We start from the raw sequence: 15,500 nt of genomic DNA on the forward strand, positions 1-15,500 counted from the left end.
CACGGCGGGGGAATCCTGCTCGTGCACCGGTGCAGGTGCACCTGTCACCGATGACGGTAGCCCCAACAGCACGGAGCCCGGCCGGTGATGCTGCCTGGCCGGGCTCCGTCGTGTGTCGGTCGGGCTCAATCTGATTGCCAGCTGGCCAAGTTGAGGAACGTCGAGCGTGCCCGTTGTCGGTGGTGGCTGCCACAATTCTGTACATGAGTGATGAGCTGGCGTCGCCCGACATGTCTATAGCCCTCGACGCCCCGGCGAACGCACCCCTGGTGAGTGAGTGGCTGCTCGGCACAAGCGCGGTGCTGGCGTATCACCTCGGGCAGACCGATACGGCGCGGATGATCGCCGACGTGTCGTCGGCTGAAGTCCGGCTCTGGAACACCGAGTACGACCAGGAGGGATACAGGATCGTGCTTGTGGTGGAGCCGGGCCTGTACCCCACGTACAACGAGGCGGAGCTGGAGAGCATCGCCGAGGTGATGCGGCAGGCAATGTGGGGCGCGAACAAGTCCGTTGATGAGCTTGTCGCCCGCCCATCGATCCCCCGCCTCGGCCCGGACTGGCGCAGGCAGGTCAAGACCGCCGACGGCCCCAAGCCCAGCAACCAGGGCCGCAAGGTGCAGCTCGAACCCAGCCACCCGGTCGAAGATCAGCTCCGCTTCACGAACGAGTGGGAGTTGGACGTGTACCGAGTGCTCAGGGAATGGCAAGCCGCACTGCCGGACAACGAGACGATCGGGATCATGCCGCTCGGCGGGATGCGGGCACGGGGCTGGACGTTCGAGCCCGACCTGTTGATCACGTATCGCGGATACGCCGGAGTGATCGAGATCGACGGGCCTCAGCACAAGGGCCACGCCGGGCGCGACCACAGCCGCACCCGCCTGATCCTGCACTCAGGCGTGAAGGTGGTCGACCGGCTGAACGTCGAGGAAGTCAAGAGCCGGGCCGAGGTTGAGAAGTTCGTGAACGACTTCCTTGCCCAGCTCGGCCGGTAGACAGCACGGTGCCCCACCAGTCGGCAGGGGCTCCGTCATGCGGGCGTGGGTCAGGTAGCAGTGGCCCACCTGAGCCGGTCCGGCGCCGGGTCCCTCCATCCCTGTGATGGCGTGATGCGCACCTATCCGAGCAGTTCAGGCGTGAGCAGCAGAGCGGCCACGGCACGCTGGCGGTGGACGTCGGCTACCTGCCACCAGGCAATCAGATCGGCCTCGGGGTCGGCCGGGATGAGGTCTGCGAGCGGCGCGGGCGTGGTGAGCTTGGCTTCCAGGACAGCGATGTCCTGCTCCAACTCCTCCATGTCGGCCGTGCGCTGGATACGTGCGCGGGCCGTCTTCGGCTGGGGTGCTGCCTCCAGCTCCTCCAACTCGGCCCGGAACCCGGTCAGTTCGGTGCGCGTCGCCTGCTCCTCCGGGCCCCCCGGCCGGGCGCTCACGGAGCCGGGCGACCCGGTGAGGTGCGGACAGGTACGCAAGGATGACACCCAACTTGGGCTTCGCCTCGCCGATCCCCGGGTCGACGGCCGCCAGGTCGCCGAGGAGGATGCGGTCCACCTCCGCCTTGTCGACGCGGACGCAGCCCCTCTCGGCACATTCGTAGCCGGGAACCCCGGCCTTGCGGCAGCGGACCGTCGCACGGGTCGCAGCGCAGCGTGGTGGTCAGGACGTGCTGCACGCCTGTGTCGAGGGGTACGCCGGGACGGGTCGGCGAACAGGCGCTGCACCCGGCCGAACACCTCGCGGGACACGATCGGCTCCTACCCCTCCCACTGCACCGGGATCAGCATGTCCTTGTGCTTCCTCAGCCCCGCGTAGGCGGGCCGGGTCAGCATCTCCCGCAAGTTGCCGTCGTGGAAGGGCTTGCCGGACGCGTTGACGATGCCCCGCTCCGCCCATTCCTGCGCGATGGCATAGACGGCCTCAGGGAGCGCGTCGTCCCCGACGGAGTTGCTGTAGAGCAACGCCACAGACTCATCACCCAGCCGGTTGTCCCGCACTCCGGCCGCACGGACGAACAGTTCGGCGATGAGCTTCCCGCCCTCCGGGCCCGGGTACTGACGGACGCAGCGGGGACGGCCGTCCATCACTCCGTATTCCCGGGCGTAGCCGAACGGGATTCTGACGTGCGGACGACCCTCCCCTGCGGCGGAGTTCACATCTCGCTGCGTCCGGGCGGACAGGCGCCGGGCCTCCTTCTCCGCGTCGAGGATGCCTCGGTTCAGGAGGTCGTAGTCGTTGTAGTTCCGGGGGTCGTACGGCTGGCGCTCGTCGCTCGTCACGTGGATCAGGTAGCTACGCACCTCGCACAGCTTGATGATCCGGTTGCCAACCCCCATCTCACGGGCGAGACGGCTGATCTCCCACAGGACCAGGACGTCACCGGGCTCGCCGAAAGCGCCGGTCGCGAGGTCGTCCATCAGCTTGTCGAAGTCGCTGCGCGCCTTGGTGGCGTACTTGCTGGCACTGCCGGTGTCCTTGTACGGCTCGCCCCACGTCCAGGGGCCGTACTCCAGCTCGGAGGCGAGGTTTCCGCTGTGCTGATCGGTGATGCTGCGGGCCGTCCGCCCCTTGCCTTTGCTGACGCGCAGATACTCCCGCGCGGTCCGGGTCGCCACCCCGGCGGTTATCTGTGCAATTACGGTACCCATTGCCCATCCTCATCCCCTTGTGTCCCCTTACACCCCTAATTCTGATACCTACGGTCCGTCCTTAACCTCGACCGCCCCGTCTGAGACCATGGGAGCGTGAAAGAGATTCGGCGCGGCACGCTTCAGGAGCAGACCTTCTACGAGCAGGTCGGCGGGGAGAAGACCTTCCGCCGGCTGGTGCACCGTTTCTACGAGGGCGTCGCCGGGGACCCGCTGCTGCGGCCGATGTACCCGGAGGAGGACCTGGGCCCGGCCGAGGAGCGCTTCACCCTCTTCCTGATGCAGTACTGGGGCGGCCCGACGACGTACAGCGACAACCGCGGCCACCCGCGCCTGCGCATGCGCCACGCCCCCTTCCGGGTCGACCAGGCCGCGCACGACGCCTGGCTGAAGCACATGCGGGTCGCCGTCGACGAACTCGGGCTGTCCGAGGAGCACGAGCACACGCTGTGGAACTACCTGACGTACGCCGCCGCCTCGATGGTGAACACGGCGGGCTGACCACCGTTCACTGAACGTCGGATTCCGGTCGTACGATGCCGGATTCCGGTCACGATCCGATCAAGCAGTGCCCACAACCGGTTACTCGCGGCCGGTCCTCTCTGACAGCATCGCCGGGAGAGTTCCGGACTACGGCGGGGGGCCGGGGTGGGGTTCGTCCTGGTACGCGCGCGGGCGCACCGGCTGCTGCTCGCCGCCGCGCTGCTCACCGTCCTGCTGACGACGGCGGTCCTGACGACGCTCACCGCGTACTCGGGCGCGATCGGCGACGCGGCGCTCCGGCACTCGCTGAACGATCCCCGCAACACCCCCGACACCGCCCTGATCGTCAAGGCCGACGTCCCGGCCGCCGAGCGCACGGCCGCCGAGCACGCCGTACGGAAGGCCGCGGAGCGGACCTTCGGCCAACTGCCCGTCACCGTACGGACGTTGGCGCGCTCGGGGCCGTACGCCCTGCCGCGCTCGCTCCAGCCGGCCGCCGCGCGGTCCGGGGACCCGGATCTCACCTTCTTCGGGGCGCTGGACCGGACGCAGGTGCGTCTGGTCTCGGGCCGCTTCCCGCGCGCCACGGCCGCCGGGGACATCGAGGTCGCGCTGGCCCGCACCGCCGCCGAGGGGCTCGGGGTGAAGCCGGGGACCCGGCTCGCCCTCGTCGACCGGCTCGGCGGGCCCGCGGCGCACATCCTCGTCACCGGCGTCTACCGGCCCGCCGTCGCGGACGGCGCCTACTGGCTCCTCGACGATCTGCGCGGGCGCGGCCTCAGCACGGCCGGTTTCACGACCTACGGCCCGCTGCTCGCCGATCCCTCGGCCCTCACCGGCGGGCGGCTGAGCACCGGGCCGTCCGCGTGGCTCGCCTCTGCCGACTTCTCCACGCTGACCACCGGGCGGATCGGCGCCCTGCGCGAGAGCGCCGGGGCGGGCAGTGCCGCGCTGCGAACTGGGCACGCGGTGAAGGGAGTCACGGCCGCGACGACCTCGCTGCCGGACGTACTCGACCGGCTGGACCGCTCGTTGCTCGTCTCCCGCTCCACCCTGCTGATCGTCGCGCTCCAGCTCGCGCTGCTCGCGGGCTACGCGCTGCTGCTGGTGGCCCGGCTGCTGAGCACCGAACGGGCGGGCGAGAGCCGGTTGTTGAGAGCGCGCGGGAGTTCGCGGGCGCGGCTGGCGGCGCTGTCGGCGGCGGAGGCGCTGCTGCTCGCCGTACCGGCGACGGCCCTCGCCCCGCTGCTCGCCGGACCGCTCACCCACCTCCTGGCAGGACAGGGCGCGTTGGCCCGTATCGGGCTGCGCCTGGACACTCCGGCGGGCGGTCGGGGCGGGGTCTGGCCGGTCGCGGCGGCCGTCGCCCTGGGCTGCGCGCTCGCGGTGATGCTGCCCGCGCTCACCTCGTCCTTCGAGGGCGGCCGGGCCCGCGCGGTGCCCGCTCCGCTGCGCGCGGGCGCGGACCTCGGCCTGCTGGTGGTGGCCGGGGTCGCCTACTGGCAGCTGAACCGGCAGACCTCGGGCGCCGTCAGCACCGACACCTCCGGAACGCTGGGCATCGACCCCCTGCTGGTCGCGGCCCCCGCGCTCGCCCTCCTCGCGGGCACGGTCCTGACGCTACGGCTGCTGCCGCCGGTGGCGCGGCTGGCCGAGCGCCGGGCCGCGGCCGGGCGGGGGCTGCCGACGGCGCTGGCGGGCTGGCAGTTCAGCCGCCGCCCGATGCGCGGTGCCGGGCCGGTGCTACTGCTGGTGCTCGCCCTGGCGCTGGGCATGCTCGCCATCGGACAGAGCGCCTCCTGGAACCGCTCACAGGGCGACCAGGCCGACTTCCAGGCCGGGGTGCCGGTGCGTGTACTGGCCGCCGGTGAGGGCGGGTTGGGCCGCACGGAGACCTACGCCGGCCTTCCCCGCGTACGGGAGGCCGCCCCCGCCGTCCGCACCTCCCAGTCCCTCTCCGGCGACCGCACGGCGACCGTGCTGGCGCTCGACACGGCCCACGCGTCGGACGCGGTCCTGATGCGCGGGGACCTGACGTCGGGGCACTCGGCCGACGCGCTGCTGGCCGGCCTGGGCCCCCGGGGAAGCACGGCGGGCAGTGAGATCCCGGCGGGAACCACCACGTTGACGCTGCGGGCGGGCATCCGCGGCACAGGCCCGCGGACCACGGCCGACGTCACGGCCACGGTCGAGGACCGCTACGGCACCCCGTACCAGGAACCGCTCGGCCAACTCCCCACCGACGGACGGCAGTACGACCTGACGGCGGACGTCTCCGCGTCACCCGGCCCGCTGACCCTCACCGGACTCCAGCTCGACCTGCCCCAGCCCGGCGAGCGCTCCTCCCGGCACCGGCTCACGGTCAGCGGGGTGAGCGCCACGGACGCCCGGGGAACGGTCCGGCCGCTGCCGCTGCCCACCGCCTGGAAGGGGCGGGCCGCGGCCAGCGAGTCCTACGGCGCGCGCTCCAACCCGCCCCTGCCGAAGGTGACTTCGGCGAAACCGCTGACCGTCGACTACGGCACGGGATACATCCCGGGCAAGGACATCTGGACGGTCTCCGCCGTCACGGTGCGGCTACAGGTCGTCCAGCCCGCCCCGCCCGAGATCACGGCCCTCGCCACCGACCGCTATCTGACCTCGGCGGGCGCGCACACCGGGCAGCGGGTGCAGGTCACGCTCGGCGGGGAGAACCTGCCGGTGCGGATCGTGGCGGCGGTGCGCGCACTGCCCACCACAGGTGACGCGGGTGCGTCAAGCGCGCAGGACGGGGGTGCCCTGCTGGTCGACCTCCGGTCCGTGAACCGGGTGCTGGCGGCCCGGTTCGTCGCGGGGGTCACGCCCACCGAGTGGTGGCTGCGGACGGCGCCGGGGCACGCGGCGGCGGTGGCCACGGCGGTGCGGGCGCTGCCCGATGTCGATCCCACGGAGGTCGTGGTGCGGGAGGAGATCGCGCAGGAGCTGCGCGACGACCCGTTCGGTGCCGGACCCGAGGCGGCGTTCGCCGCGGCGGCGCTGGTGGCGGCGGCGCTCGCGGCGGTCGGCTTCGCGGTGAGCGCGGCGGGGTCGCTGCGGGAGCGCGGCGCCGAGTTCGCCGTCCTGCGCGCACTGGGCGCCCCGCGCCGCCAGCTGGCCCGGATGATCGCCGCCGAACAGGGCGTCCTGGTCGCGCTGGCCCTCGTGGTGGGCACGGCCCTGGGCACCGTGCTGACCCGCGCGGTGATCCCGCTGATCGTCCTCACGGCCCGGGCGACCCGCCCGGTGCCGCGCGTCCTGGTCGAACTGCCTGTCTCCCGGGTGGCGTTGCTGCTGGTGGCGGTGTCGGTGACACCGCTCGTCGTGACGGTGGCGCTGGCGCTGCGGCGGGCCGATCCGGCGACCTCGCTCCGCGAGCAGGGGGGTGAGTGAGATGGAGGACGCGAAGACCGGGGGCGTGACGGGTGCCGAGGTGTCCCACGTTCCGGTGACCGCCCCCTGGCTCCGCACCCAGCTGCGCTCCGCCCCCGCCGCGGCCTGGGCGCTGGCGCTGCTGGTCGCGGTGACCGCGTGTCTGGCCGCCGCGTTCCCGCGCGTGCTCGACCGCTACGAGGACGCCGGGCTGCGGGAGACCGCGCGGCAGGCGGGGCCCGGCCGGACCTCCGTCCAGCTCTCGGGCGCACAGCCCGACGTGACGCTCCCGGAGGACCAGAGCGAGGCGGGCCTGCGCCCCGACACGCTGCGCACAGGCTACGAGCGTGTCCGTACCGTGGTCGACCGCCCCCTCGTCGTCGACCCCGCCCAGTCGGCGTACGGCGTGCGCCCGTCCGACAACCCGGCCGTGCCGGACACCTGGATACCGCGGCCGAACGGCCTGCCCGCGCGCGTCTACCCGGCCACCCAGAGCGACCTCGCCGGACACGCGACCGTACGGCAGGGCCGGTTGCCCCGCGCCGCCGGTCTCGTCACCACGTACACCCGGGAGGTGGAGGCCGCCGTCACGGAGGCGACCGCCACCAGCCTGCACATCAAGGTGGGTTCGGTGATCCACGTGCCCGGCGAGGGACGCTCCCCGCTCGCCGTCCGTGTCACCGGCATCCTCACCCCGCGCGACCCCGGCGGCGCCTACTGGTCGACCCAGCCCCTGCTGCGCACCCCGACCCTGGTGGCCCTGCCGACGCCGGACCGTCCGACGTACTGGCTCGGCGCGCTGCTGCTGGCCCCGGACGCGGCCCCTGCCCTGCTCGGCACGGACGCGGCGCCGGTGCCGTACTGGCAGTTGGCCCCGGACCTGTCCGCCCTGCACGCCCACGACCTCGACCGCCTGAAGACCGCGGTCGCCTCGCTCGAATCGGGCCCCGGCCTCCAACTGGCCCGCACCTACACCACTCCCGACACCGACGTGAGCACCGGCCTCAGCGACGTCTTCACCAGCTACGGCCAACTCCGTGCCGAGGTGCGCCCGTTGACGGCCGTCGCGGGCTTCGGCACCGGCACGGTCGCCGTCGTCGTGCTGCTCATGACGGGCGCCCTCACCGCGGACCGCCGCCGCAGCGAACTCGCCCTGCTCCGCGCCCGGGGCGCCTCCCTGCCCGGCCTCACCGCCCGGCTGCTCGCGGAGACGGCCGTGATCGCCGTACCGGCGGGGGCACTTGGCCTGGCGGTGGCCCTGCTGGCCGTCCCCGCGGGCCGCAGCGGCCACGCCGTCGGCGCGGCCCTCGCGGTCGTCCTCACCGCGTCCGTCGCGCTCCCGGCGCGCGCCGCGCTGACCCATCGGACCGTACGCGTCCACGGCCCGCGCGAGGACGTCACGACCGTCCGCCCGTCCCGGCGCCGTACGGTCGCCGAACTCACCCTGCTGGTGCTGGCGTCCGGCGCGGTGGAGGCCCTGCGCAGAAGCGGCACGTCCGGCTCGGCGGGCAACCAACTGGTGTCGCTGGCACCGGTGTTGGTGGGCGTGATCGCGGCCCTGGTGCTGGTGCGCGTGTACCCGTTCCTGCTCCGTCGGCTGACCCGTCCGGCCGGCCGGCTGCGGGGCGTGGTGGCCCATCTGTCACTGGCCCGCGCGGGCCGTACGACCGGCTCCGCGGTCCTGCCGCTGCTGGCCCTGCTCACCGCGCTCACCACGGCCGCGTTCGGCGGCTCGGTCCTCGCGGGGGTGAGCGACGCCCGCGACCACGCGGCCCTGCTCTCCGTCGGCGCGGACGCCCGCCTCGACGCGACCGCTCCCCTGCCCGCCCAACTCCCGGGCAGGATCAGTCGATTGCCGGGCGTGCACGGTCTCGACGAGGTGAGCATCACCTACGACGCGAAACCCCTGGACGGCCTGGAATCGGTCCCGCTGGTGGGCGTGAACCCGTCCACCTATGGGGAGTTGGCGGGCCGTTCGGGTCTGGGAGCCTTCCCCCAGGGGCAGTTGAAACGGCCGGCGGGCTCGGATGCCGTCCTCCCGGCGCTCGCCTCGCCCTCCGTCGCGAGCGCGTACGGCACCCGCCCCTTCCTCGTGCGGCTGCCGGACACCAGCGCGGTCACCGTACGGATCGTGCTGGTCCGGGACGCCACCCCCGCCCTGTCCGGCGCCGACTTCCTGGTCGTCGACCGCTCCGGACTCCCCGGTACGGCGGCGCGCCCGACCTCGCTGCTGGTGACCGGCGACCGGGTGAGCGGGGCCGCGCTGCGCTCGGCGGCCGGGAGCGCGGCCGGTGTGACGGTCCGCGCCGAGCAGCGTGCCCGGTACGCCGACTCGCCCCTCCAGTCCGACGTCGGGCGCATCTACGCGGCGGCGGTGGCGGCGGGCGCCGGTTACGCCGTCCTGGCCCTCCTCCTCGCCCTGCTGCGCGCCGCCCCGGAACGCGCCGCGCTCCTGGCCCGCCTCCGCACGATGGGTCTCACACGGGCCCAGGGCCGCCGCCTGCTCGTCCTGGAGTCGCTGCCGCAGGCCCTGTTGGCGGCGGCGGGCGGCGCGCTCACCGGCTGGGCGACGATCCGCCTGCTCGCCCCGGGCGTCGACCTGACCTCGGTGGCCCTGGCATCGGCACAGAGTCCCCTCGGGGAGGCCCACTTGAGGACCGACCCGGTGTCGCTGACCGTCCCCGCGCTCGGGGTGCTGGTGGTGGCCGTGGGGGTCGCCGGGGTGCAGGCCTGGTGGTCCGGACGGCGGGGATCGGTACGCGAGCTGAGGGCGGGGGACGCGCGATGACTCGTAGCGACATGGTGTACGTCGAGGGCAGTTGTGACCGAGGAGAGCGTCGATGACCACGAACCCCACCCTCTCCGACCTGGCCGACCGCGCCGCCGAGCACCGGGAGCGGCCCGCCTACGGCCATGACGCGCTCATCACCTGCGACCGGCTGGTCCGGATCTTCACCACGGACGGGGTCGAGGTGCAGGCGCTCCAGGGACTCGATCTCCTCGTCAGGGAGGGCGAGTTGATGGCCCTGGTGGGGGCCTCGGGGAGCGGCAAGTCGACGCTGATGAACATCCTGGCCGGGCTGGACACACCGACCGCCGGTGCGGCCCGGGTCGCCGGGCGGGATCTGCTGGCGATGGCCGCGAAGGACCGGCTCGCCTACCGCCGTGAGGTCGTCGGGTTCGTCTGGCAGCAGACCTCCCGCAATCTGCTCCCCTATCTGACGGCAGCTCAGAACATCGCCCTGCCCATGCAGTTGTCGGGCCGCCGCTCCGGGCGCCGGGCGAAGGCCGAACGTGCCCTGGAACTGCTGGAGTTGCTGGAGGTCGCCGACTGCCGCGACCGGCGTCCGCGCGAGATGTCGGGCGGGCAGCAGCAGCGGGTGGCGATCGGGGTGGCCCTCGCCAACGCCCCGGCCGTCCTGCTCGCCGACGAACCCACCGGCGAACTCGACTCCCACACCGCCGAGCAGGTCTTCGCCGCGTTTCGCACCGCCAACGAACGGCTCGGCACCACCATCGTCATCGTCACCCACGACCAGACGGTGGCCGCCGAGGTCCGCCGCACGGTCGCCATCCGCGACGGCCGCACCTCCACCGAGGTCCTGCGGCGCAGCGAGGTCGACGCGACGACGGGCCACGAGACGGTCGTGGCGAGGGAGTACGCGATGCTGGACCGGGCGGGACGGCTTCAGCTCCCCGCCGAATACACGGAGACGCTGAACATGCGGGACCGGGTGGCCCTGGAGCTGGAGCCGGACCACATCGGGGTCTGGCCGGACGACAGCGAACAGGGATGACCCGGCTCAGCGCACGCTGACGCCGAGCGCGCCGGCTCCCGCTCTGCGGACCGCGATCGAGCCGTAGGGGGTGCGGAGCCTCAGCCACGCACCCGACGAGAACAGGCCCGACTCCCCGCCGGGGCGCAGGAATCCGAGCGACTGGGCCGCGTGCACGGCGCGCACCGGGAGGGGGGTCTCGCCGACCGTGCGGGACCAGATCTCCCGCCCTATCCGGTCGAGTTCGGCACGGGTGCGGCCCTCGGGGGCCAACTCCTGGGTGCGGGACCGGAATTCGGCGACTCCGGCCGTGATCATCCCGCGCAGTGCCTGCGGGCCCGGCAGCCCGGACTCGGGGGTCCAGCCGCCGCGCGGGGGCAGCACCCCGGCCCACGGCGGGCCGGTCACCGCGGCCGGCACCCCGGCCGTGGCCGCCGACTCGTCCAGGGATTCCAGGAGTTCACCGGCGGAGACGGTCACGTCGAGCGTGACGTCGAGGCCGTCCTCGTAGGGCTTGGCCAGGCGCACCGCGCGGATGGCGAGGACCTCGAAGGACGGCGGGCGGCCGAAGACCGCGAGGGCCGTGCCGGCCGCCTGGAGGCGGACGGCGGCGGCGCGGTCGTAGTGAAGCAGCCGGGAGAGGAAGGCCGCGAGATCCGCCGCCTCCCCTTCGTCGGCGAGGTGGAGAACCGTCATGCGGCGACGGCCTCCTCCTCGTCGTCATCCCGGTACTCCTCCAGGAACTCGCGTTCCTCGGCGGTGATCCGGCGCGGGCGCTGTGCCTCGAAGTCGAAGGGCACGACGACCGTGGAGGCGCGGACGTAGATCTGGTCGCCGTCCTTCACCTCGTAGGTGATGGTGAAGGACGCCGCCCTGATCTCCGTGATCCACAGCTCGATGTCCACGGGTGTGTGCCGGTGGACGAGCTGGCGTTTGTAGTCGATCTCGTGGCGCGACACCACCGAGCCCTGCTTGAAGTCCTTCTCCGGGCGGAACAGGAAGTCGATACGGGCTTCCTCCAGGTAGCGGAGGAAGACCACGTTGTTGACGTGGCCGTACGCGTCCATGTCCGCCCAGCGCAACGGGCAGCGGTAGATGTGGCGCAAGAAGATCAGCCCCGGGTCAGCTTCTTGTAGGTGGCACGGTGCGGACGAGCCGCGTCCGCACCGAGTCGCTCGACCTTGTTCTTCTCGTACGACTCGAAGTTGCCCTCGAACCAGTACCACTTCGACTCACCCTCGTACGCGAGGATGTGCGTCGCGACCCGGTCCAGGAACCAGCGGTCGTGGGAGATGACCACGGCCGCGCCGGGGAACTCGAGCAGCGCGTTCTCCAGCGACGACAGGGTTTCCACGTCGAGGTCGTTGGTGGGCTCGTCGAGGAGCAGCAGGTTGCCGCCCTCCTTGAGGGTCAGCGCCAGGTTCAGGCGGTTGCGCTCACCGCCGGAGAGGACACCGGCCGGCTTCTGCTGGTCGGGGCCCTTGAAGCCGAAGGCGGACACATAGGCCCGGGACGGCATCTCGACCTGGCCGACGTTGATGTAGTCGAGCTCGTCGGAGACGACGGCCCACAGCGTCTTCTTCGGGTCGATGTTGGCGCGGCTCTGGTCGACGTAGCTGATCTTGACGGTGTCGCCGACCTTGATGGAGCCGGAGTCCGGGGTCTCGAGGCCTTGGATCATCTTGAACAGCGTGGTCTTGCCGGCGCCGTTGGGACCGATGACCCCGACGATGCCGTTGCGCGGGAGCGTGAAGCTCAGGTCGTCGATGAGGACCTTGTCGCCGAACGCCTTGGAAAGGCCCTGGACCTCGACGACGATCGAGCCCAGACGCGGGCCCGGCGGGATCTGGATCTCCTCGAAGTCCAGCTTCCGCATCTTGTCGGCCTCGGCCGCCATCTCCTCGTAACGGGCGAGGCGGGCCTTGGACTTGGTCTGACGGCCCTTGGCGTTGGAGCGAACCCACTCCAACTCCTCCTTGAGCCGCTTCTGGCGCTTCTCGTCCTTGCGGCCCTCGACCTTGAGGCGGGCGGACTTCTTGTCGAGGTACGTGGAGTAGTTGCCCTCGTAGGGGATCGCGCGGCCGCGGTCCAGTTCGAGGATCCACTCGGCGACGTTGTTCAGGAAGTACCGGTCGTGCGTCACAGCGACGACGGCGCCCGCGTACTTCGTGAGGTGCTGCTCCAGCCAGTTCACCGACTCGGCGTCGAGGTGGTTGGTGGGCTCGTCGAGGAGGAGCAGGTCCGGGGCCTCGATCAGCAGCTTGCAGAGCGCGACGCGGCGCTTCTCACCGCCGGAGAGGTTGACGACCGGCCAGTCGCCGGGCGGGCAGCCCAGCGCGTCCATGGCCTGCTCCAGCTGCCCGTCGAGGTCCCAGGCGTTGGCGTGGTCCAGGTCTTCCTGGAGCTTGCCCATCTCGTCCATCAGGGCGTCCGAGTAGTCGGTCGCCATCAGCTCGGCGACCTCGTTGAAGCGGTTGAGCTTGCCCATGATCTCGGCGGCGCCGTCCTGGACGTTCTCCAGGACCGTCTTGGTTTCGTCCAGCTCCGGCTCCTGCATGAGGATGCCGACGCTGAAGCCGGGAGTCAGGAACGCGTCGCCGTTCGAGGGCTGCTCGAGCCCCGCCATGATCTTGAGAACGGTGGACTTACCGGCACCGTTCGGCCCGACCACACCGATCTTCGCGCCGGGCAGGAAGCTCAGCGTCACGTCGTCAAGGATGACCTTGTCGCCGTGCGCCTTGCGCGTCTTGCGCATGGTGTAGATGTACTCAGCCAAGAGAAACCGTCCGGCAGCTTGAAATCTGGAGTGGGCAGACCTAACCATCTTGCCTGAGGTCCAGGCTTGGGTGGTAACTCGTTTGGTCGGGGGGCTGTGAGCTGGGGCTTCGGCCGGCGCCCTGTCTCACCATCCGCAGTCGATGCCGGTCATTCCGCCCCGGACGACCGGATCGGTGCCCGAGCCGCTGACCACCAGCAGGCCGCCGTCCCCCTCCCAGTCCAGCGTGTACGTGCCCGCGGCGACGGGCCGGTAGCCGTCGTCCACCACCCATGAGCCCGCCTCGCCCAGCGCCAGACCGGTGCGCCCGACCGCGTACGCCTCGCCATTGCCGATCACGAGGAACGACGTCTCCCGTACGACGGCCGTGCAGCCGCCGGGGCCCGTGGGGCGCAGCACGTAGTACCGGGCGTCCGAGATCAGGTCGTCCAGCGCTCCCCACGCGATGCCGGACACCGCCGCGCCGATCAGCAGCACGGTCACCGGCCGCAGCCAGCCCGGCCGCACCGCCGGGAGCAGCACGGCATCCACCCGGCGGCCCGCCCGGACGAAGGCCCGCCACAGGGCGAGCGTGAGCACGAACAGCACCGCGCTCACTCCCCAGCCGGGGACCACCCGGCCCCCTGCGACCAGGAGGAGATCGCTCCAGCTCGCCACGGCGCCGAGGGCCAGGCTCCCGACGCCCGCCGCCGCGAGGACACCGGGCGACGGCTCCAGGCCGGGTCGCGCACGTGCTTCGGTCATGGCGGGTAGGACCTCCCCGGCCCGCCGACGGTTGCACCGGGGCGTCGACGCGCTCCGGAATCGAGGCGGGCCCGGGCCGTCAGCCCCGGTTCGGCTTGCGGTCGCGGAGCAGGACCAGGGTCGTGGCGCCGATGCCGACCAGGCCGAGGGCGAGGACCGTGATCATCGGGGTGATGCCGGAGCCGCCGGTCTCGGCGAGGTTGGTGTCGACGGCGGTGCCGCCGACCGTCGCCGGGCTCGGCTCGCTGAGCGTCTGCGTCACGTCACCGCCCGCGTCGCTCTGGGTCCGGCAGTCGAGGACCCCGGTGAACCGCTTCTCGTAGCCGTTCGGCGCCGTGATCGTGAAGTCGTACGCCTGGTCCTCCTGGAGCGGGATCGTCACCGTCTCGGAGGTCCCGGCGTCGATGCCGTGCTCGACGCCCAGCAGCTCGAAGGTGAACGTCGCGTCGCCCTCGTTGGCCGCGGTGACGTCCACGCCGCCCTTGGCGCAGTTCTTCCGCGCCGAGAGCGCCGGTATGGCACCGGTCTTCGCCCAGTCCGCGCTCGCGACCGCGCCGACCGTCGACTCGCTGGAACCGGCGAGGATCTGCGTCTGGCTTCTGCTCTCGGAGGTGAAGGCCCGCCCGACGGGGACGGTGGTGGACGCCTGCACGGTCAGCTCGCCCGACCCGTCCGCCGCGTCCTCGGGCACGTCGAAGAAGACCTGGCTGCCGTCCGCCGCGGAGGTGACGGCCTTGCCGTGCTTGTCGACGATCCGCACCCCGGTCGTGGCGGCGTCGGCGGGCGGTGCCACCGTCACCCCGCTCGCGTTCGTGTGCACCGTCACCGGGCCGAGCCGCTCGCCGGGGTGGCCGGAGACGGCGGGCGGGTCGAGGGTCAGCGAGGCCTTCGGCTCCGCCGCGTTCCGCGCGCTCTTCTCCAGGTAGTCCGCGAGCTTCTCCGCCTGCGGGTCGACCGCGTCGACGTCGGCGCCGTCCGAGTAGCGCCAGATGGCGACCTGGGTGCCGGCCGCCGCGTCGCTCTCGGTCAGGCCCTTGGTGCCGGCCTTGGCGGAGAGCGCCGCCAGGTCGTTCACCTGCGGGTAGGAGTGCTCAAGGATCCAACGGATCTTGCCCGCGCTCTTGTTGGCGCCCAGCGAGGTCCCGCTCCACGCGGTCTCGTGGTACTTGGCGTCCCGCTGGGTGGGGTTGCGGAGGTCGACGCAGTACGTCTGAAGGGTGCCGCCGCCGTCCACGGACATCTCGAACAGGCCCGCGGAGACCTGCACATCGCTGCCGCCGGCGTCGTGGAGCACGGCCGTGCCGTACGTCTTCAGCCCGCCTATCGTGGCCGTCGCCCCGCCCTGGGTCTGCGGTGTCTCGTCGGCGACGGCCGGGCCGGCGGCGGCCAGCACTCCGGCGGCGACGAGCCCGCACGCCCAGGTCGCGGCAACGAGGCGCGCGACGCCCCGGCCGCGCAGGGACAACGCGGAGAGAACAGACAACGCAGATGACACGGAATTCCCCTTCGAGCAGGACCCGTCGACACAGGGGGTGCGGTCCCACCAGCAGAATCAGAGCACCGGGAACTGTGCCCGAGCCATGCCCGGCATCCTAGGGACGCGGGCGCACCGCCTTCTCCAGTCGGGTCATCGGATAACCGATCCGACTCGGAATCGTTATCCCCAAGATCGTCTGCGAGCAGGGCT

At 72.1% G+C, this 15,500-nt stretch carries 12 protein-coding genes; 5 read left to right on the forward strand and 7 right to left on the reverse strand.

The window, feature by feature from the left end; all coding sequences use genetic code 11:
- The first annotated feature begins 203 nt into the window (after positions 1 to 203).
- Complete coding sequence (locus ACIRB1_RS24830) at positions 204 to 998, forward strand: hypothetical protein (protein WP_403467007.1); 795 nt, start codon at positions 204 to 206, stop codon at positions 996 to 998.
- 122 nt (positions 999 to 1,120) lie between these two features.
- Here ACIRB1_RS24830 and ACIRB1_RS24835 read toward each other — a convergent pair whose 3' ends face one another.
- Positions 1,121 to 1,435 carry a hypothetical protein gene (locus ACIRB1_RS24835; RefSeq protein ID WP_403467008.1) on the reverse strand — a complete coding sequence of 105 codons (315 nt, stop codon included), beginning with the start codon at positions 1,433 to 1,435 and terminating at the stop codon, positions 1,121 to 1,123.
- Between the two features lie 321 nt (positions 1,436 to 1,756).
- Positions 1,757 to 2,647 (reverse strand): recombinase family protein, encoded by an 891-nt coding sequence (locus tag ACIRB1_RS24840; RefSeq protein WP_403467009.1) that lies wholly within the window; start codon positions 2,645 to 2,647, stop codon positions 1,757 to 1,759.
- Positions 2,648 to 2,743: 96 nt separating this feature from the next.
- Between ACIRB1_RS24840 and ACIRB1_RS24845 the strand changes: the two genes are divergently transcribed.
- The 4 genes from ACIRB1_RS24845 (at position 2,744) to ACIRB1_RS24860 (ending at position 10,314) form a co-directional block, all read left to right on the forward strand.
- Positions 2,744 to 3,148, forward strand: a complete 405-nt coding sequence (locus ACIRB1_RS24845) for a globin (protein ID WP_403467010.1) — start codon at positions 2,744 to 2,746, stop codon at positions 3,146 to 3,148.
- Between the two features lie 147 nt (positions 3,149 to 3,295).
- Positions 3,296 to 6,538: an FtsX-like permease family protein gene (locus ACIRB1_RS24850; RefSeq protein WP_403467011.1), complete on the forward strand. Its 3,243-nt coding sequence runs from the start codon at positions 3,296 to 3,298 to the stop codon at positions 6,536 to 6,538.
- Between the two features lies 1 nt (position 6,539).
- Positions 6,540 to 9,305, forward strand: a complete 2,766-nt coding sequence (locus tag ACIRB1_RS24855; RefSeq protein WP_403467012.1) for an FtsX-like permease family protein — start codon at positions 6,540 to 6,542, stop codon at positions 9,303 to 9,305.
- A gap of 52 nt (positions 9,306 to 9,357) precedes the next feature.
- Positions 9,358 to 10,314, forward strand: coding sequence for an ABC transporter ATP-binding protein (locus tag ACIRB1_RS24860; RefSeq protein WP_403467013.1), 957 nt, complete (start codon positions 9,358 to 9,360; stop codon positions 10,312 to 10,314).
- A 6-nt stretch (positions 10,315 to 10,320) separates the two neighbouring features.
- Here the strand turns inward: ACIRB1_RS24860 and ACIRB1_RS24865 are convergent, their stop codons facing one another.
- The 5 genes from ACIRB1_RS24865 to ACIRB1_RS24885 form a co-directional block, all read right to left on the reverse strand.
- A complete protein-coding gene (locus tag ACIRB1_RS24865) occupies positions 10,321 to 10,989 on the reverse strand; it encodes a hypothetical protein (RefSeq protein WP_352182493.1) in 669 nt (222 codons plus the stop codon).
- Positions 10,986 to 11,399 carry a thioesterase family protein gene (locus ACIRB1_RS24870; RefSeq protein WP_266768773.1) on the reverse strand — a complete coding sequence of 138 codons (414 nt, stop codon included), beginning with the start codon at positions 11,397 to 11,399 and terminating at the stop codon, positions 10,986 to 10,988. The genes ACIRB1_RS24865 and ACIRB1_RS24870 overlap by 4 nt, the downstream gene beginning before the upstream one ends.
- Positions 11,400 to 11,404: 5 nt before the next feature.
- Positions 11,405 to 13,069 carry an energy-dependent translational throttle protein EttA gene (ettA, locus tag ACIRB1_RS24875; RefSeq protein WP_328831374.1) on the reverse strand — a complete coding sequence of 555 codons (1,665 nt, stop codon included), beginning with the start codon at positions 13,067 to 13,069 and terminating at the stop codon, positions 11,405 to 11,407.
- Between the two features lie 126 nt (positions 13,070 to 13,195).
- Positions 13,196 to 13,813, reverse strand: coding sequence for a hypothetical protein (locus ACIRB1_RS24880; RefSeq protein WP_403467014.1), 618 nt, complete (start codon positions 13,811 to 13,813; stop codon positions 13,196 to 13,198).
- A gap of 79 nt (positions 13,814 to 13,892) precedes the next feature.
- Complete coding sequence (locus ACIRB1_RS24885) at positions 13,893 to 15,308, reverse strand: Cys-Gln thioester bond-forming surface protein (protein WP_403467015.1); 1,416 nt, start codon at positions 15,306 to 15,308, stop codon at positions 13,893 to 13,895.
- Between the last annotated feature and the right edge of the window lie 192 nt (positions 15,309 to 15,500).

The organism is Streptomyces sp. NPDC096013, assembly GCF_044763565.1.
Classification (GTDB): Bacteria; Actinomycetota; Actinomycetes; order Streptomycetales; family Streptomycetaceae; genus Streptomyces.

Coding starts and splice junctions, on each gene's coding strand:
- ACIRB1_RS24830 (WP_403467007.1), top strand. CDS start 204: ATGAGTGATGAGCTGGCGTCGCCCGACATGTCTATAGCCCTCGACGCC.
- ACIRB1_RS24840 (WP_403467009.1), bottom strand. CDS start 2,647: ATGGGTACCGTAATTGCACAGATAACCGCCGGGGTGGCGACCCGGACC.
- ACIRB1_RS24855 (WP_403467012.1), top strand. CDS start 6,540: ATGGAGGACGCGAAGACCGGGGGCGTGACGGGTGCCGAGGTGTCCCAC.
- ACIRB1_RS24860 (WP_403467013.1), top strand. CDS start 9,358: ATGACCACGAACCCCACCCTCTCCGACCTGGCCGACCGCGCCGCCGAG.
- ACIRB1_RS24865 (WP_352182493.1), bottom strand. CDS start 10,989: ATGACGGTTCTCCACCTCGCCGACGAAGGGGAGGCGGCGGATCTCGCG.
- ACIRB1_RS24880 (WP_403467014.1), bottom strand. CDS start 13,813: ATGACCGAAGCACGTGCGCGACCCGGCCTGGAGCCGTCGCCCGGTGTC.